Below are 18,059 nucleotides of genomic sequence, written 5' to 3' on the forward strand. Positions count from 1 at the left end.
GAAAAAGGGCGGCCTAGGCCGCCCTTTTTCATGATGGATCAGAGACTTAGCCCTGATTCTCCATCTGAGCACGGATCAGATCACCGATGGTGGTCGGACCAGCGCTTTCTACTTCCTGCTTACGCAGTTCTTTCATTGCGTCCTTCTCGTCGTCGACGTCCTTGGACTTGACGGAGAGGCTGATGACGCGGCTCTTGCGGTCGATGCTGATGATCTTGGCTTCGACTTCCTCGCCTTCCTTCAGGACGTTGCGCGCGTCTTCGACGCGGTCACGGCTGATTTCGGAAGCCTTCAGGATACCTTCGATGTCGTCGCCCAGGCTGATGACAGCACCTTTGGCGTCGACTTCCTTCACGGTACCGCGGACGATGCTGCCTTTCTCGTGCAGGGACGCGTAGTTGGAGAACGGATCGTCTTCCAGCTGCTTGATGCCCAAGGAGATGCGCTCGCGCTCCGGGTCGACCGACAGGATGACGGTTTCCAGCTCGTCGCCCTTCTTGAAGCGACGTACGGCTTCTTCGCCGACTTCGTTCCAGGAGATGTCGGACAGGTGGACCAGGCCGTCGATGCCGCCGTCCAGACCGATGAAGATACCGAAGTCGGTGATCGACTTGATGGTACCGGAGATACGGTCACCCTTGTTGAACTGGCTGGAGAAGTCTTCCCACGGGTTGGATTTGCACTGCTTGATACCCAGGGAGATACGACGACGCTCTTCGTCGATGTCCAGAACCTGAACTTCCACTTCGTCGCCAACCTGGACGACTTTCGACGGATGGATGTTCTTGTTGGTCCAGTCCATTTCGGAGACGTGTACCAGGCCTTCCACGCCCTCTTCCAGCTCGGCGAAGCAGCCGTAGTCGGTGAGGTTGGTGACGCGGGCCATGACGCGGGTGCCTTCCGGGTAACGCGCCTTGATGGCAACCCACGGGTCTTCGCCCAGTTGCTTCAGGCCCAGGGATACACGGTTGCGCTCGCGGTCGAACTTCAGGACCTTGACGTCGATCTCGTCGCCAACGTTGACGATCTCGGACGGATGCTTGATGCGCTTCCAGGCCATGTCGGTGATGTGCAGCAGGCCGTCTACGCCGCCCAGGTCCACGAATGCGCCGTAGTCGGTGAGGTTCTTGACGATACCCTTGACCTGCTGGCCTTCCTGCAGCGATTCCAGCAGAGCTTCACGCTCGGCGCTGTTCTCGGCTTCCAGGACGCTGCGGCGGGAAACGACAACGTTGTTGCGCTTCTGGTCGAGCTTGATGACCTTGAACTCGAGCTCTTTGCCTTCCAGGTGGGTGGTGTCGCGAACCGGACGCACGTCGACCAGCGAACCCGGCAGGAACGCGCGGATGCCGTTGACGTCGACGGTGAAACCGCCCTTGACCTTGCCGTTGATGACGCCCTTGACCACTTCGTCGGCAGCGAAAGCCGCTTCCAGAACAATCCAGCTCTCGGCGCGCTTGGCTTTCTCGCGGGACAGCTTGGTCTCGCCAAAGCCGTCTTCTACCGCGTCCAGTGCGACGTGGACTTCGTCACCCACCTTGATGGTCAGTTCGCCCTGTTCGTTGTAGAACTGCTCGACCGGGATGACGCCCTCGGATTTCAGACCGGCATGGACGGTGACCCAGTCACCATCGATGTCGACCACGATGCCGGTGATGATGGCACCCGGCTGCATGTCGAGGGATTTCAGACTTTCTTCAAAGAGTTCTGCGAAGCTTTCGCTCATGTTCATACCTGTAGTCAAAGGCCCGGAAGGGCCCGATTCCGCATCACCAGCCAATGCGGTCAAGTCATTAAATGAAGCCGCAGGACAATTTGCTGGTTTCCTGCTAGCTTCTGATTGCACTCCCGAATGGGAATGCCCAGTTGGGTTGTTCTGCGATGGCGCCAGGCAAGTCGGGAGGCAACCCTCGCCGCACCTGCAAAACGCCACAACATAAGGTCTGGAATATTAGCAACCAGGCCCTGTATCGTCAATTCCCGCGCCAAAACCTCAGACGTCCCAGCCCTGCCGCTCGCAGTGCCGGATGATCGTCTCGACCACCGCCTCGATGCTCATTTCGGTGGAGTCCAGCAGGATCGCGTCATCGGCCGGTTTCAGCGGCGCGACCGCGCGCTGGCTGTCGCGCTCGTCGCGCTCGCGGATTTCTTCCAGCAAGGCAGACTGGTCGACATCCGCGCCCTTCGCCTTCAACTGTAGGTAGCGTCGACGCGCACGCTCCTCCGCCGAGGCGGTGAGGAATATCTTCAGAGGCGCATCGGGAAATACCACGGTGCCCATGTCGCGGCCGTCGGCCACCAACCCCGGCGCTTCGAGGAACGCCCGCTGGCGCTGCAGCAACGCATCGCGCACGGCCGGTAAGGCGGCGACCTGTGAGGCGCCGGCACCGACCTGCTCGGTACGGATCACATCGGTCACTTCCTCGCCTTCGAGAATGATGCGCTGCCCATGGCTGCCATCGGCAGCGACGAACTGCACATCGAGGTGCGCAGCCAGGACCTTCAGCGCCTCTTCATTGGTCAGGTCGACACCATGGTTGACCGCGGCGAACGCCAACAGCCGATAAAGCGCCCCGGAATCCAGCAGGTTCCAGCCCAGGCGCCGGGCGAGCAGCCCGGCGACCGTGCCCTTGCCGGCGCCACTGGGGCCATCGATGGCGAGCATCGGTACAGCGCCGTTCATCAATTGTTCTCCACGGCGACCCGGATACCGGTCTGGGCACACAGGGCGAGGAAGTTGGGGAAGGAGGTGGCGACGTTGGCGCAGTCGTGGATGCGGATCGGCCCGCTGGCGCGCAGCGAAGCGACGCTGAAGGACATGGCGATACGGTGGTCGCCGTGCGCCCAGACTTCGCCGCCACCGAACGCACCACCCTCGATGACGATGCCATCCGGGGTCGGCTCGGCCTTCACGCCCAGGGCCTTCAGGCCGTCAGCCATGACCTGGATACGGTCCGACTCCTTGACCCGCAGCTCTTCGGCGCCACGCAGGACGGTGCGCCCCTCGGCGCAGGCGGCAGCCACGAAGAGTACCGGGAACTCGTCGATGGCCAGTGGCACCAGGTCCTCGGGAATGTCGATGCCCTTGAGCCGCGCGGAGCGCACGCGGATGTCGGCGACCGGCTCGCCGCCGACCTCGCGCTGGTTTTCCAGGCTCAGGTCACCACCCATCAGGCGCAGGATCTCGATGACGCCGACGCGCGTCGGGTTGATGCCGACGTGCTGCAGGACCAGTTCCGAACCCTCGGCGATACTGGCGGCAACCAGGAAGAAGGCTGCCGAGGAAATGTCGGCCGGGACCTCGATATGGGTGGCGCTCAACTTGTGCCCGGATTCGACCTTGGCGGTGCTGCCCTCGAGCTCCACCGGATAGCCGAAGCCGCGCAGCATGCGCTCGGTGTGGTCGCGGGTCGGCGCCGGCTCGGTGACCGAGGTCTCACCCGCGGCGTAGAGCCCGGCGAGCAACAGGCAGGACTTCACCTGGGCGCTGGCCATCGGCATGTCGTAATGCATACCGGTGAGGCGCTGGCCGCCGCGAATGGTCATCGGCGGACGGCCTTCCGGCCCCGTCTCGATTACCGCGCCCATCTCGCGCAGCGGCTTGGCTACGCGATTCATCGGCCGCTTGGAAAGGGAAGCGTCGCCGGTCAGGGTGCTGTCGAACGGCTGGGCCGCCAGCAGACCGCTGAGCAGACGCATGGAAGTACCGGAGTTACCCAGGTAGATCGGCCCAGGCGGCGCCTTGAGGCCGTGCAGGCCAACGCCATGGACGGTGACGCGGCCGTTCTGCGGCCCCTCGATCACCACTCCCATGTCGCGGAACGCCTGGATGGTTGCCAGTGCGTCCTCGCCCTCGAGGAAGCCCTCCACTTCGGTGGTGCCTTCGGCCAGGGAGCCGAGCATGATCGAGCGATGGGAAATCGACTTGTCGCCCGGTACCCGGATGGTTCCGGACAGGCTGCCGCCCGGCTGGGCCAGATAAATCAGGTCGTTGTTGTGCATGGCGTCCACATAGGCCCGACGGGCCAGGATTTTGCTGAAATGCTCACGGGCTACCCGGGCGCGCGTGAAAACGCCCAACAACTGGTGCCCGTCCCCAGTGTCGACGGCCTCGCGCAGCGCGTCGAGGTCGTCACGAAAAACATCCAGTGTACGCAGCACCGCCTCGCGATTGGCGAGAAAGATGTCGTGCCACATCACCGGGTCGCTGCCGGCGATCCGTGTGAAATCACGGAAACCGCCGGCGGCATAGCGGAAGATCTCCAGGTTCTCGCTGCGCTTGGCCAGGGAGTCGACCAGGGTGAAGGCCAGCAGGTGAGGCAGGTGGCTGGTGGCCGCCAGAACCTCGTCGTGATGCTCGACCTCCATGTGCTCGACGTCCGCGCCCAGCGCGCGCCACAGGCTGTCGACCAGCGCCAGCGCGTCGGCATCGGTCTCCGCGGAGGGCGTGAGAATCACCTTGTGCCGGCGGAACAGGGTCGCCTTCGCCGCGGTCACTCCGCTCTGCTCGGAACCCGCGATCGGATGCCCCGGTACCAGGTACCGCGGCATCCCGCCGAACGCGGCACGCGCGGCACGCACGATATTGCCCTTGGCGCTGCCAACGTCGGTCAATACAGTCTTGCCCAGGTCGAGATTCGCCAGGTCGGCCAGCACCCGCTCCATCGCCAGGATCGGCACCGCCAACTGGATCACGTCGGCGCCGACGCAGGCGCGGCCAAGATCCTCCTCGCAACGGTCGACCACGCCGAGCTCCACCGCCAGGCGGCAAGACTCGGTATCCCGATCCACGCCGACCACTTCGCGGAACAACCCTTTGCTCCGCAACCCCTTGGCGAAGGAGCCGCCGATCAGGCCCAGCCCCACCACCACCAGGCGGCCCAGCTTAGGGGTCGACTGTTGCAGCGGCGTGACCTCAGTCATGCGCCAGCACCTTGCCCAGCGCCTGGAGGAAACGATCGTTCTCTTCCGGCAGCCCGATGGAGACGCGCAGGAAGGTCGGCATCCCGTAGCCAGCCACCGGACGCACGATCACGCCTTCGCGCAGCAGCGCCTGGTAGACCGGACCGGCATCGCGAGCCAGATCCACGGCGATGAAGTTGCCCTTCGAGGGAATCCAGGACAGGCCCAACGCGTGGAAGCCATCCTCCAGCTGCGCCATGCCGGAATCGTTTAGGCGGCGACTCTGCGCCAGGTAGTCATGGTCATCCAGCGCCGCGCAGGCAGCCGCCAGGGCCAGGCTATTGACATTGAACGGCTGGCGCACACGGTTGAGCACATCGGCCACCGCCTTGCTCGAAAGCGCGTAGCCGACCCGCAGCGAAGCCAGGCCATAGGCCTTGGAGAAGGTCCGCGAGACCAGCAGGTTGGGATGGCGCGCCAGGTAGTCCAGGCCATCGGGCAGCTCGTCGCCCTCGGCGTATTCGATATAGGCCTCGTCCAGCACCACCAGCACCTCCGCCGGCACCTGGGCGAGGAACCGCTCCAGGGCGTCCGCACCGAACCAGGTCCCGGTCGGGTTGTTCGGGTTGGCGACGAACACCACGCGAGTTTGCCCATCGATGGCGGCGAGCATCGCTTCCAGGTCATGCCCCCAGGCGCGCGCCTTGACCGCCCGCCCCTCGGCGCCCACGACCTGGGTGGCGATCGGGTAGACGGCGAAGGCATGTTCGCTGAACACGGCGTTCAGACCAGGCGCGAGGTAGGCACGGGCGACCAGGTCGAGAATGTCGTTGGAGCCGTTGCCCAGGGTCACCTGCGCCGCATCCACCGCGCAACGCTCGGCCAGCTTGCGCTTGAGTTCGAAACCGTTGCCGTCAGGATAACGGGTCAGTTCCGCCAGTTCGGCGCGGATAGCCTCCAGCGCCTTTGGGCTCGCACCCAGCGGGTTCTCGTTGCTGGCGAGCTTGACGATCGCCGCAGGGTCGATGCCCAGCTCGCGGGCCAGTTCATCCACCGGCTTGCCAGGGACGTAGGGCGACAGCTTTTGCACCCCCGGCTGGGCCAGGGCAAGGAAATCGGACATGGATAGTTCAGCCTCGACGCGGGACGGGGCATTCATCGATGACCCGTCTCTTCGGAATGACAGCGCGCTCAGAGCACCGCTTTCGGATAGGAGCCCAGGACCTTCAGGGCGACGGCTTCCTGGCCGATCTTCTCCAGGACGTCCTTGATCAGCGGTTCTTTATGGTGGCCGACGAAATCGATGAAGAACACGTAGGTCCATTTGCCGCTGCGCGACGGGCGGGTTTCGATGCGGGTCAGGTCGATACCGTTGTTGTGGAACGGTACCAGCAGCTCGTGCAGGGCTCCCGGCTTGTTGCGCATGGAAACGATGATCGAGGTCTTGTCGTCGCCGGTCGGCGGAACCTCCTGGTTGCCGATGATCAGGAAGCGCGTGGAGTTGTCCGGGCGGTCCTCGATCTTCTCGTGCAGCTTGCTCAGGTCGTACAGGCTGGCCGCCATGTCGCCGGCGATCGCTGCCGAATTCCACTCGCTCTTCACCCGCTTGGCCGCGTCGGCGTTGCTCGACACCGCCACCCGCTCGACGCTCGGGTAGTGCGAGTCCAGCCACTTGCGACATTGCGCGAGGGATTGGGCATGGGAATAGATCCGGGTGATGTTGTCGGTCTTGGTGGTTTCGCCGACCAGCAGGTGATGGTGGATACGCAACTCGACTTCGCCGCAGATCACCATGTCGTGCTCGAGGAAGCTGTCGAGGGTATGGTTGACCGCCCCCTCGGTGGAGTTTTCCACAGGCACCACGCCGAAGTTCACCGCGCCGGCGGCGACCTCGCGGAACACCTCGTCGATCGCCGCCATCGGCGTGCTGATCACCGCGTTGCCGAAATGCTTGAGTGCCGCGGCCTGGGTAAAGGTGCCCTCGGGTCCGAGATAGGCCACTTTCAGCGGCTGCTCGAGCGCCAGGCAGGACGACATGATCTCGCGGAACAGCCGCGCGACCTCTTCGTTGTCCAGCGGCCCCTTGTTCAATTGCATGATGTGCTTGAGCACCCAGGCTTCGCGCTCGGGACGGTAGAACACCGGCGCCTCGCCCTCGCCCAGGGTCTGGGTCTTCACTCGCGCCACGTCCTGGGCGCAACGGGCACGCTCGCTGATCAGCTCGAGCAACTTCTCGTCGAGGCTGTCGATGCGCAGGCGCAAGGCCTTGAGCTGGTCCTGGTCCGCCATCAGCCGTGCTCCTTCTCGAACTCCGCCATGTATGCGACCAGCGCCTCGACCGCGTCCAGGCCAAGGGCGTTGTAGATGGAAGCGCGCATGCCGCCGACCGAGCGGTGGCCTTTCAGGTTGAGCAGCCCGCGCGCCTCGGCGCCTTCCAGGAACGGCTTGTCGAGACGCTCGTCGGCCAGGCGGAACGGCACGTTCATCCAGGAGCGGGCGCTCGGCTGGATCGGGTTGGTGTAGAAGTCGCTGGCATCGATGGTCTTGTACAGCAGGTCCTTCTTGGCGCGGTTGCGCTGCTCCATCGCGGTCACCCCGCCCTGCTCCTTCAGCCATTCGAAGACCAGGCCGGACAGGTACCAGGAGTAGGTCGCCGGGGTGTTGTACATGGAACCGTTGTCCGCGGCGATCTTGTAGTTGAGCATGGTCGGGCAGACGCTGCGGGCGCGGCCGAGCAGGTCTTCGCGAACGATCACCACCACCAGGCCGGACGGGCCGATGTTCTTCTGCGCCCCGGCATAGATCAGGCCGAAGCGGGACACGTCGAGCGGGCGCGAGAGGATATCGGAGGACATGTCGGTGACCAGCGGCACGTCGCCGGTCTCGGGAATCCAGTCGAACTCGAGGCCGCCGATGGTCTCGTTGGAGGCGTAGTGCACATAGGCCGCGTCCTTGGTCAGCGTCCACTCGTTCTGACCCGGAATGGCGAAGTAGTCGTACTCCTTGGCGCTGGCCGCGACATTCACGGTGCCATAGCGACGAGCCTCCTCGATGGCCTTCTTCGACCAGATACCGGTATCGATATAGTCGGCGACGCCATCTTCGGGCAGCAGGTTCAGCGGAATCTCGGCGAACTGCTGGCTGGCGCCGCCCTGCAGGAACAGCACCTTGTAGTCCGAGGGAATGTCGAGCAGGTCGCGCAGGTCCTGCTCGGCCTTGCTGGCGATGGCCACGTAGTCGTCGCTACGGTGGCTCATTTCCATGACCGAAAGGCCCTTGCCCCGCCAGTCGAGAAGCTCGGCCTGGGCACGTTGCAGAACTGCGTCGGGAAGCGCCGCGGGACCGGCGCAGAAATTGAAGGCTCGCTTGCTCACATCCACTCTCGCTATAGGTAGGGCGGATAGCCGTGAGTTATCCGCCGAGGTCATCGGCCGGGCGGGCGTAGGCGCCCGCCCCGAGCCTTACTCTTCGTTGCCTTCCGCTTCCGCCGCGGGCTCGGACTCGGCCGACTCGCCCAGAGATTCGGCAGCTTCCTCCCCTTCGGGCAGGTCCTCGTCATCTCCGCCCGACGGCTCCTGGACACGCTCCAGACCGACCAGTACCTCGTCGCTGGCGAGCTTGATCAGGGTTACGCCCTGGGTATTGCGGCCGGACAGGGAGACTTCGTCGACACGCGTCCGCACCAGGGTGCCCTGGTCGGAAATCAGCATGATCTCCTCGCCTTCCTGGACCTGTACCGCGGCGATCAGCGCGCCGTTGCGCTCGTTGGTGACCATGGCGATCACCCCCTGGCCGCCACGGCCGCGACGCGGGAACTTGCTCAGCGGGGTACGCTTGCCGAAGCCGCGCTCGGAGGCGGTGAGGATCTGCGCCCCGGACTCCGGAATCAGCATGGAGATCAGCTGCTGCCCCTTGCCCAGGCGCATGCCGCGTACGCCGCGGGCGTTGCGGCCCATGATGCGCACCACGCTCTCGGCGAAGCGGATCACCTTGCCGGCGCTGGAGAACAGCATGACTTCCTTGGCGCCATCGGTGATCGCGGCGGCGATCAGGGTGTCGCCCTCTTCCAGCTTGAGCGCGATCAGGCCGCTGCTGCGCGGACGGCTGAACTGCACCAGCGGGGTCTTCTTCACGGTACCGAAGGCGGTGGCCATGAAGATGTAGGCGCCGGTCGGCTCGGCCACCAGCTCGGCGGTCTCGCCCTCGACTTCCTCGACCTCGGCGGCCTCGACCACCTCGCCCTCGAGCACCGCGCCTTCGGCTTCGTCGAGGTCGTCATCGGCGCCACCGTTCTGCTGCAGCGCCTCCAGGTCGATCTGCAACATCGCGGTGATCCGCTCGCCCTCATCCAGCGGCAGCAGGTTCACCAGCGGCCGGCCACGCGCGGTACGCGAGGCTTCCGGAATCTCGAAGGTACGCAGCCAGTAGACCTTGCCCTTGCTGGAGAACAGCAGGAGGGTCGCATGGCTGTTGGCCACCAGCAGGTGTTCGATGTAGTCCTCGTCCTTCATCCCGGTGGCGGACTTGCCTTTGCCGCCGCGACGCTGCGCCTGGTAGGCGGCCAGCGGCTGGGACTTGGCGTAGCCGCCGTGGGAGATGGTCACCACGCGGTCTTCCTCGGTGATCAGGTCGGCGATGGTCAGGTCGACCTGGGAAGCCACGATCTCGGTGCGGCGAGCATCGCCGAATTCGGCCTTGACCGCTTCCAGCTCCTCACGGATCACCTCCATCAGGCGCGCCGGGTTGGTCAGGATGCGGATCAACTCGCCGATCAGGTTGAGGATTTCCTGGTATTCGGAGAGCAGCTTCTCGTGCTCCAGGCCGGTCAGGCGATGCAGGCGCAGCTCGAGGATCGCCTGGGCCTGTTCCGGCGACAGGTAGTACTTGCCGTCGCGCAGGCCGTACTGCGGATCCAGGTCTTCCGGGCGACAGGCGTCGGCGCCGGCACGCTCGACCATCGCTTCCACCGCGCTGGACTCCCAGGCAGTGGCGATCAGGCGTTCCTTGGCCTCGGCCGGGGTCGGCGAACTCTTGATCAGCTCGATCACCGGGTCGATGTTCGACAGGGCGACCGCCTGGCCTTCCAGGATGTGCCCGCGCTCGCGGGCCTTGCGCAGCTCGTAGACGGTACGCCGGGTCACCACTTCGCGGCGGTGGCGGACGAACACTTCGAGCATGTCCTTCAGGTTCAGCGTGCGCGGCTGGCCGTCGACCAGGGCCACCACGTTGATGCCGAACACGCTCTGCAGCTGGGTCTGGGCATAGAGGTTGTTGAGGACCACCTCGCCCACCTCGCCGCGACGCAGCTCGATGACCACGCGCATGCCGTCCTTGTCGGACTCGTCGCGCAGCTCGGAAATACCCTCGATCTTCTTCTCTTTCACCAGCTCGGCGATCTTTTCGATCAACCGCGCCTTGTTCAACTGGTACGGCAGCTCGGTGATGATGATCTGCTCGCGACCGCCGCCCTTCTCCATCTCCTCGACGACGGCGCGGGCACGGATGTAGATGCGCCCGCGACCGGTGCGGTAGGCCTCGATGATCCCGGCGCGGCCGTTGATGATGCCGGCGGTGGGGAAGTCCGGACCGGGGATGTACTGCATCAGCTCATCGACGGTCAGGTCGGGGTTGTCCATCAGCGCCAGGCAGCCGTCGATCACTTCGCCGAGGTTGTGCGGCGGGATGTTGGTCGCCATACCCACGGCGATACCGCTGGAACCGTTGACCAGCAGGTTGGGAATCTTGGTCGGCATGACCGCCGGGATCTGCTCGGTGCCATCGTAGTTGGGCACCCAGTCGACGGTTTCCTTTTCCAGGTCCGCCAGCAGTTCATGGGCCAGCTTGGCCATGCGCACTTCGGTGTATCGCATGGCTGCGGCGTTGTCGCCGTCCACCGAACCGAAGTTGCCCTGGCCGTCTACCAGCATGTAGCGCAGCGAGAACGGCTGCGCCATGCGCACGATGGTGTCGTAGACCGCGGTGTCGCCGTGCGGGTGGTACTTACCGATCACGTCGCCGACCACACGGGCGGATTTCTTGTAGGGCTTGTTCCAGTCGTTGCCCAGCTCGCTCATGGCATAAAGCACACGGCGGTGCACCGGCTTCAGGCCGTCACGTGCATCCGGCAGGGCCCGCCCGACGATCACGCTCATCGCGTAGTCGAGATAGGACTGTTTCAGCTCGTCTTCGATATTGACCGGGAGAATTTCTTTGGCCAGTTCGCCCATGAGAAGCCTGGTTCCTTTTTCTGGTGGAACTTCGCCGCCTCGATCCTGAGGCAAACGAAGTAGGTCGGCGCATGCCCGAGCAGCGCCAACTCACTACAAATCAACGACTTGAGTCAAGGATTCGCGCACTCTCGAGGCCCCTCCGCGGGGCGCTCGAATAACCGTCGGAGCTTACCACAGCCCACGCCCCAGCCCAAGGCAAAGGCCCTGGCGGGGACGACCTCCAGTCGCCTCGTTCAATGCAGGCGCTTGCGGCTCATCAGGGCGGCCATGCGCTCGGCGTCGGGACGCTCGACGACGCCACGCTCGGTCACGATGGCATCGATAAGGTCCGCCGGGGTCACGTCGAATACCGGATTGTAGGCATCGACCTCGGCCGCCACCCGTCGCCCGCCGATTTCCAGCAGTTCGCGACCGTCGCGCTCTTCGATCGGGATGTCCTCGCCGCTCTCCAGGTTCATGTCGATGGTCGAACTCGGCGCCACCACCATGAAGCGCACGCCGTGGTGCATGGCGTTGACCGCCAGCTGGTAGGTGCCGATCTTGTTGGCGACATCGCCATTGGCGGTGATGCGGTCGGCGCCGACGATGACCCAGGTGATGTTTTCGGTCTTCATCAGGTGCGCGGCGGCCGAATCCACGTTCAGGCTGACCGGGATGCCTTCGTTGGCCAGCTCCCAGGCGGTCAGTCGCGAGCCCTGGAGCCAGGGCCGGGTTTCGTCGGCGTAGATGCGATTGACCAGGCCTTCCAGGTGCGCGGCGCGGATCACCCCCAGCGCGGTGCCGAACCCGCCGGTCGCCAGGGCGCCGGTATTGCAGTGGGTGAGGATGTTCTGCGGGCTGCCCTGCTGCTTGCGGATCAGCTCCATGCCCAACTGGGCCATGGTCAGGTTGGCCTCGCGGTCGCTTTCATGGATGGAGATCGCCTCGGCTTCCAGCACCGCCAGCGGCTGGTCGCCCTCTTTCATTCGCTCCAGACGGTCGCGCATGCGGTTCAGCGCCCAGAACAGGTTGACCGCCGTGGGTCGCGAGTCGGCCAGCAGGCGGAAGTCCTCCTCCAGCGCGGCGCGCCAGTCGCCGCCCTGCGCCAGGCGCGCGCGGGCGCCAAGGACGATGCCGTAGGCGGCGCTGATGCCGATGGCCGGCGCGCCGCGCACGACCATATCGCGAATGGCCTTGGCCACCTCGGCCGCCGACTCGTGTTCGAGCCAGACCTCCTCCTGGGGCAGCAGGCGCTGATCCAGCAACCGCAGCGTACCGTCCCGCCACTCGATCGCCTTGACCCGCTCGGCCGCCAGCAGTCGCTCTCGCATGCACACACCTCTCGCTGAATCACGGAAAAGCTGCGGATTATAACGAGCCCCAGCCGCGGACGCTCGGGTATACTTCCGGCTTCCCGCTCTGCGCCCAGGATGCGCCGCCATGCCCAACGTCCGTAACCCCTTCGACCTCCTCCTGCTGCCGACCTGGATCGTCCCCGTGGAGCCCGCCGGGGTGGTGCTGCGCGATCACGCGCTGGGCATCCGCGACGGCCAGATCGCCCTGGTCGCGCCGCGCGAGCAGGCCATGCGCCATGGCGCCACGGAAATCCGCGAATTGCCCGGCATGCTGCTCGCCCCCGGCCTGGTCAACGCCCACGGCCATTCGGCAATGAGTCTGTTCCGCGGTCTCGCCGACGACCTGCCGCTGATGACCTGGCTGCAGGACCACATCTGGCCGGCCGAAGGCCAATGGGTCAGCGAGGATTTCATCCGCGACGGCACGGAGCTGGCCATCGCCGAACAGGTAAAGGGCGGCATCACCTGTTTCTCCGACATGTACTTCTATCCACAGGCCATCTGCGGCGTGGTCCATGACAGCGGGGTACGCGCCCAGGTGGCGATCCCGGTGCTGGACTTCCCGATCCCCGGCGCCCGCGACAGCGCCGAGGCGATCCGCCAGGGCATGGCGCTGTTCGACGACCTCAAGCACCACCCGCGCATCCGCATCGCCTTCGGCCCGCACGCCCCTTATACGGTGAGCGACGACAAGCTGGAGCAGATCCTGGTGCTCACCGAGGAACTCGACGCCAGCATCCAGATGCACGTCCACGAGACCGCCTTCGAGGTGGAGCAGGCCACGGAGCGCAACGGCGAGCGCCCGCTGGCCCGCCTGCACCGCCTCGGCCTGCTCGGCCCACGCTTCCAGGCGGTGCACATGACCCAGGTGGACGACGACGACCTGGCGATGCTGGTGGAAACCAACAGCTCGGTGATCCACTGCCCGGAATCCAACCTCAAGCTGGCCAGCGGCTTCTGCCCGGTGGAAAAACTCTGGCAGGCCGGGGTCAACGTAGCCATCGGCACCGACGGCGCGGCGAGCAACAACGATCTCGACCTGCTCGGCGAGACCCGCACCGCGGCGCTGCTGGCCAAGGCCGTGTACGGCCAGGCCACCGCCCTCGACGCCCACCGCGCGCTGCGCATGGCCACCCTGAACGGCGCCCGCGCGCTTGGCCTGGAGCGCCTGATCGGCTCCCTGGAAGCCGGCAAGGCCGCCGACCTGGTGGCCTTCGATCTGTCCGGCCTGGCCCAGCAACCGGTCTACGACCCGGTTTCGCAACTTATCTATGCCAGCGGCCGCGACTGCGTGCGGCACGTCTGGGTCGGCGGCAGGCAACTCCTCGACGACGGCCGCCTGCTTCGTCACGACGAACAGCGCCTGATCGCCAGGGCCCGCGAATGGGGGGCGAAGATCGCCGCCAGCGACAGGTCCTGAACCGCGGCGGGCCGGCCCGCTGCGACAAACTGACATAGGAAGGCGAACCGCCGCCGGCCCCATCCCTCCGCCAAAGCTGGCAACATGAAGGATTGGATTCCGCCGCCGCGGCCCTTCCCCCAAAGGCTTCACTCTTCAACGGGAACGATTATGAGCAACGTCGACCACGCCGAGATCGCCAAATTCGAGGCACTGGCCCATCGCTGGTGGGACCGCGAGAGCGAGTTCAAGCCGCTCCACGACATCAACCCGCTGCGCGTCAACTGGATCGACGAGCGCGCCGGCCTGGCCGGCAAGAAGGTGCTCGACATCGGTTGCGGCGGCGGCATCCTCAGCGAAGCCATGGCCCAGCGCGGCGCCAACGTCACCGGCATCGACATGGGCGAAGCGCCGCTCGCGGTGGCGCGCCTGCACCAGCTGGAATCCGGCGTCGCCGTCGACTACCGGCAGATCACCGCCGAGCAGATGGCCGAGGAAATGCCCGGGCAATTCGACGTGGTCACCTGCCTGGAGATGCTCGAACACGTGCCGGACCCGGCCTCGGTGATCCGCGCCTGCCACCGCCTGGTCAAGCCGGGCGGACAGGTTTTCCTCTCGACCATCAACCGCAATCCCAAGGCCTACCTGTTCGCGGTGATCGGCGCGGAGTACATCCTCCAGTTGCTGCCGCGCGGGACCCACGATTTCCGCAAGTTCATCCGTCCGTCGGAACTCGGCGCCTGGTCGCGCGAGGCCGGTCTCGAGGTCAAGGACATCATCGGCCTGACCTACAACCCGCTGACCAAGCACTACAAGCTGGCCAACGACGTCGACGTCAACTACATGGTCCAGACCCAGCGGGAGGCGTGAAGCGCATGCGGCTCAAAGCGGTACTGTTCGACATGGATGGCACCTTGCTCGACACGGCGCCGGACTTCATCGCCATCACCCAGGCCATGCGTGCCGCCCACGGCCTGCCGCCGGTGGACGAGCAACGGGTGCGCGACGTGGTCTCCGGCGGCGCGCGCGCGATGGTTGCCGCGGCCTTCGGCCTGTCGCTGGACAGCCCGGAACTGGAACCCCTGCGCCAGGAGTTCCTCGACCGCTACCAGGAGCATTGCGCGGTTCTCAGCCGGCCCTACGACGGCATCCCCGAACTGCTTGCGGCGATCGAGAAAGCCGGGTTGATCTGGGGCGTGGTGACCAACAAGCCGGTGCGCTTCGCCGAACCGATCATGCAGCGCCTGGGCTACGCCGAGCGTTCCAGGGTGCTGGTCTGCCCGGACCACGTGACCCGCAGCAAGCCCGATCCCGAGCCGCTGCTACTGGCCTGTAGCCAGCTCGGCATCGATCCGTCGAGGGTGCTGTTCATCGGCGACGACCTGCGCGACATCGAATCCGGCCGCGACGCCGGAACCAAGACCGCGGCGGTGCGCTACGGCTACATCCACCCCGAAGACAACCCCGCGCACTGGGGCGCCGACGTGATCGTCGACCACCCGCGCGAACTCATCGACGTTCTCGACCGCGCGCTCTGCGACTGCTGATCCGCAGCGCCGCCGACAGACAACGACCCGCCGCCAGGCGGGTCATGCATTCAAAGGATTCGACATGTTCCAGTACTCCGCCCGCCCCGACCTGCTGAAAGACCGCGTGATCCTGGTCACCGGCGCCGGCCGCGGCATCGGCGCCGCCGCCGCCAAGACCTTCGCCGCCCACGGCGCCACCGTGCTGCTGCTGGGCAAGACCGAGGAGTACCTGAACGAGGTCTACGACGCCATCGAGGCCGCCGGCCATCCGCAGGCCGCCGTGATCCCGTTCAACCTGGAGACCGCCCAGCCGCACCAGTTCGAGGAACTGGCGGCAACCCTGGAGAACGAGTTCGGCCGCATCGACGGCCTGCTGCACAACGCTTCGATCCTCGGTCCGCGCTCGCCGATGCAGCAGATTTCCGGGGAGAACTTCATGCGCGTGATGCAGGTGAACGTCAATGCCATGTTCATGCTGACCACCGCCATGCTGCCGCTGATGAAGCTCTCCAGCGACGCCTCGATCATCTTCACCTCGAGCAGCGTGGGCCGGAAGGGCCGCGCCTACTGGGGCGCCTATTCGGTATCGAAGTTCGCCACCGAGGGCCTGATGCAGACCCTTGCCGACGAACTCGACGGTACCAGCGCGATCCGCGCCAACAGCGTCAACCCCGGCGCCACCCGCACCAGCATGCGCGCCCTCGCCTACCCTGGGGAAAACCCGCTGAACAACCCCACCGGCGAGGAGATCATGCCGGTCTACCTGTACCTCATGGGGCCGGACAGCGCCGGCGTCAACGGCCAGGCCTTCGACGCCCAGTGATTCCCCGGCAGCCTCGCCGCCCGGCGAGGCTGCCCTGTCCTTCTTTTCCCTCTTCCAGCCCGGAACTTCCCATTCTTTTTGCATATTTTTCCCACTGAGTGGGAAAGTGGTTTCATTTTCCGGGAAATCGCCTTCACCCTGTGGGTCAAGGAGTTCCCATGTCGAAGCATTCCCCCACCGATCGCCTGCTGCAGATCCTCATTGCCCTCGGCCAGGCTCCCGAAGCCCTGTCTGCCAAGGAGCTGTCGCTGACCCTGGAGCAGCCGCTGAGCAGCACCTACCGGCACCTGAAGACCCTGTTGCGCTGGGGCCTGGCCGAAGAACAGGCCGGCCAGGGCCGCTACCTGCCCGGCCCGGCCTGCCTGCAACTGGCGAAGAAATTCGATCGCGAGGCCTCGCTGATCGGTCTCGCCAAACCGGAACTCAAGCGCCTGGCCGACCTGAGCCAGGAGAGCGTGGCGCTGATGGTGGCCAGCAACCAGCAGGCGATCTGCCTGGAACTGTTCGACAGTCCGCAGCCGCTGCGCTGCTGCTACCAGAAAGGGCTGGCGCAGCCGCTGTTGCATGGCGCCTCGGCCAAAGCCCTGCTGGCGCACCTGGAGGACGAACGGCGCGAGGAGCTGTACCTCGCCCAGGAACTCTCCGCCGAGCGTATCGACAAGCTGGAGCAGGAACTCCGGCTGATCCGCGAACAGGGCTACGCCGTCAGCCAGGGCGAGATCGACGAAGGCGTCTGGGGCATCAGCGTACCGCTGCTGGACAGCCGCCAGCGCCTGCACGGCGCCCTCAGCCTGATGGCCCCCGCCTTGCGCGCCCAGTCGCGCAGCGAACGCTTGCGGCAATGGACCCTCGACGCCGCCGCGCGACTTTCCGCGCGGCTGGACTGACCGACAGGAGTTTCGATGTACCCCGCCCCCGACATGAGCCTCTGGCAAGGCCGGATCGATAGCCAGGAAGGCGCCGACGCGCGGCGCTGGCACCAATGGATGCGTCCCTACGCAGACGACGCCGAAGCGGCCAGCGTGCTGCTCGGTTTCGCCAGCGACGAAGGCGTGCGCCGCAACCAGGGTCGCCAGGGCGCGCGCCACGGACCGCCAGCCTTGCGTCGCGCGCTGGCCAACCTGGCCTGGCACGGCGAGCAAGCGATCTACGACGCCGGCGACATCGTCGCCGGCGACGATCTGGAAGCCGCCCAGGAATGCTACGCGCAACGCGTCGCCGACCTGCTCGCGCGCGGCCACCGGGTGGTCGGACTGGGCGGCGGCCACGAAATCGCCTACGCCAGCTTCGCCGGCCTCGCCCGCCACTTGAGTCGGCATGAGCGCCTGCCGCGCATCGGTATCCTCAATTTCGACGCGCATTTCGACCTGCGCCACGCCGAACGGGCCAGCTCCGGCACGCCGTTCCGCCAGATCGCCGAACTCTGCCAGGCCAGCGACTGGCCGTTCGCCTACTGCTGCCTGGGCATCAGCCGCCTGAGCAACACCGCGGCGCTGTTCGACCAGGCCCAGCGCCTGGGTGTGCGCTACCTGCTGGACCGTCAGTTGCAGCCGTGGAACCTGGAACGCAGCGAAGCCTTCCTCGACGGCTTCCTGCAATCCGTCGACCACCTCTACCTGACCGTTTGCCTCGACGTACTCCCGGCCGCCCAGGCGCCCGGCGTCAGCGCGCCCTCGGCGCACGGCGTGGAGATGCCGGTGGTGGAGCACCTGGTCCGCCGCGCCAAGGCCAGCGGCAAGCTGCGCCTGGCTGACATCGCCGAACTCAACCCGCAACTCGATAGCGACCAGCGCACCGCCCGGATCGCCGCGCGCCTGGTCGACAGCCTGGTCAACTGATCGC

14 protein-coding genes are annotated in these 18,059 nt (G+C 65.8%); 6 read left to right on the plus strand and 8 right to left on the minus strand.

The window, feature by feature from the left end:
• Positions 1-46: 46 nt before the first annotated feature.
• From rpsA to mtnA, 8 genes are all read right to left on the minus strand, one after another.
• Complete coding sequence (gene rpsA / locus HMPREF3014_RS25530; protein WP_003091442.1) at positions 47-1,726, minus strand: 30S ribosomal protein S1; 1,680 nt, start codon at positions 1,724-1,726, stop codon at positions 47-49.
• A 267-nt stretch (positions 1,727-1,993) separates the two neighbouring features.
• Positions 1,994-2,683 (minus strand): (d)CMP kinase, encoded by a 690-nt coding sequence (gene cmk, locus HMPREF3014_RS25535; protein ID WP_003091443.1) that lies wholly within the window; start codon positions 2,681-2,683, stop codon positions 1,994-1,996.
• On the minus strand, positions 2,683-4,923 hold the full coding sequence (locus HMPREF3014_RS25540; RefSeq protein ID WP_009876797.1) for a bifunctional prephenate dehydrogenase/3-phosphoshikimate 1-carboxyvinyltransferase: 2,241 nt from the start codon (positions 4,921-4,923) through the stop codon (positions 2,683-2,685). The genes cmk and HMPREF3014_RS25540 overlap by 1 nt, the downstream gene beginning before the upstream one ends.
• Positions 4,916-6,025 carry a histidinol-phosphate transaminase gene (hisC, locus tag HMPREF3014_RS25545; protein WP_004351002.1) on the minus strand — a complete coding sequence of 370 codons (1,110 nt, stop codon included), beginning with the start codon at positions 6,023-6,025 and terminating at the stop codon, positions 4,916-4,918. Before hisC ends, HMPREF3014_RS25540 begins: the two co-directional genes overlap by 8 nt.
• Positions 6,026-6,093: 68 nt before the next feature.
• The gene (pheA, locus tag HMPREF3014_RS25550; RefSeq protein ID WP_003091446.1) at positions 6,094-7,191 is read right to left on the minus strand and encodes a prephenate dehydratase; all 1,098 of its coding nucleotides are present in this window, start codon (positions 7,189-7,191) and stop codon (positions 6,094-6,096) included.
• Positions 7,191-8,276, minus strand: a complete 1,086-nt coding sequence (gene serC / locus HMPREF3014_RS25555) for a 3-phosphoserine/phosphohydroxythreonine transaminase (protein ID WP_003111764.1) — start codon at positions 8,274-8,276, stop codon at positions 7,191-7,193. The genes pheA and serC overlap by 1 nt, the downstream gene beginning before the upstream one ends.
• 87 nt (positions 8,277-8,363) lie before the next feature.
• Positions 8,364-11,129: a DNA gyrase subunit A gene (gyrA, locus tag HMPREF3014_RS25560; RefSeq protein ID WP_003116419.1), complete on the minus strand. Its 2,766-nt coding sequence runs from the start codon at positions 11,127-11,129 to the stop codon at positions 8,364-8,366.
• A gap of 236 nt (positions 11,130-11,365) precedes the next feature.
• Entirely contained in the window at positions 11,366-12,442 is a 1,077-nt protein-coding gene (gene mtnA / locus HMPREF3014_RS25565; RefSeq protein WP_003091449.1) for an S-methyl-5-thioribose-1-phosphate isomerase, read from the minus strand.
• 109 nt (positions 12,443-12,551) lie between these two features.
• Between mtnA and HMPREF3014_RS25570 the strand changes: the two genes are divergently transcribed.
• The 6 genes from HMPREF3014_RS25570 to hutG all read left to right on the plus strand — a co-directional run bounded on the left by HMPREF3014_RS25570 (position 12,552) and on the right by hutG (position 18,055).
• Positions 12,552-13,886, plus strand: coding sequence for a TRZ/ATZ family hydrolase (locus HMPREF3014_RS25570; RefSeq protein WP_003116418.1), 1,335 nt, complete (start codon positions 12,552-12,554; stop codon positions 13,884-13,886).
• A 150-nt stretch (positions 13,887-14,036) separates the two neighbouring features.
• Positions 14,037-14,735, plus strand: coding sequence for a bifunctional 2-polyprenyl-6-hydroxyphenol methylase/3-demethylubiquinol 3-O-methyltransferase UbiG (ubiG, locus tag HMPREF3014_RS25575; RefSeq protein ID WP_003091451.1), 699 nt, complete (start codon positions 14,037-14,039; stop codon positions 14,733-14,735).
• Positions 14,732-15,412 carry an N-acetylmuramic acid 6-phosphate phosphatase MupP gene (gene mupP / locus HMPREF3014_RS25580; RefSeq protein WP_003119716.1) on the plus strand — a complete coding sequence of 227 codons (681 nt, stop codon included), beginning with the start codon at positions 14,732-14,734 and terminating at the stop codon, positions 15,410-15,412. Before ubiG ends, mupP begins: the two co-directional genes overlap by 4 nt.
• Positions 15,413-15,476: 64 nt before the next feature.
• Positions 15,477-16,217 carry a YciK family oxidoreductase gene (locus HMPREF3014_RS25585; protein ID WP_003091453.1) on the plus strand — a complete coding sequence of 247 codons (741 nt, stop codon included), beginning with the start codon at positions 15,477-15,479 and terminating at the stop codon, positions 16,215-16,217.
• A 158-nt stretch (positions 16,218-16,375) separates the two neighbouring features.
• Positions 16,376-17,104 (plus strand): IclR family transcriptional regulator, encoded by a 729-nt coding sequence (locus HMPREF3014_RS25590; RefSeq protein WP_003091454.1) that lies wholly within the window; start codon positions 16,376-16,378, stop codon positions 17,102-17,104.
• 15 nt (positions 17,105-17,119) lie between these two features.
• A complete protein-coding gene (gene hutG, locus HMPREF3014_RS25595; RefSeq protein ID WP_003122244.1) occupies positions 17,120-18,055 on the plus strand; it encodes a formimidoylglutamase in 936 nt (311 codons plus the stop codon).
• Positions 18,056-18,059: the final 4 nt, after the last annotated feature.

The sequence above is a fragment of the Pseudomonas sp. HMSC065H01 genome, assembly GCF_001815235.1.
Classification (GTDB): domain Bacteria; phylum Pseudomonadota; class Gammaproteobacteria; order Pseudomonadales; family Pseudomonadaceae; genus Pseudomonas; species Pseudomonas aeruginosa.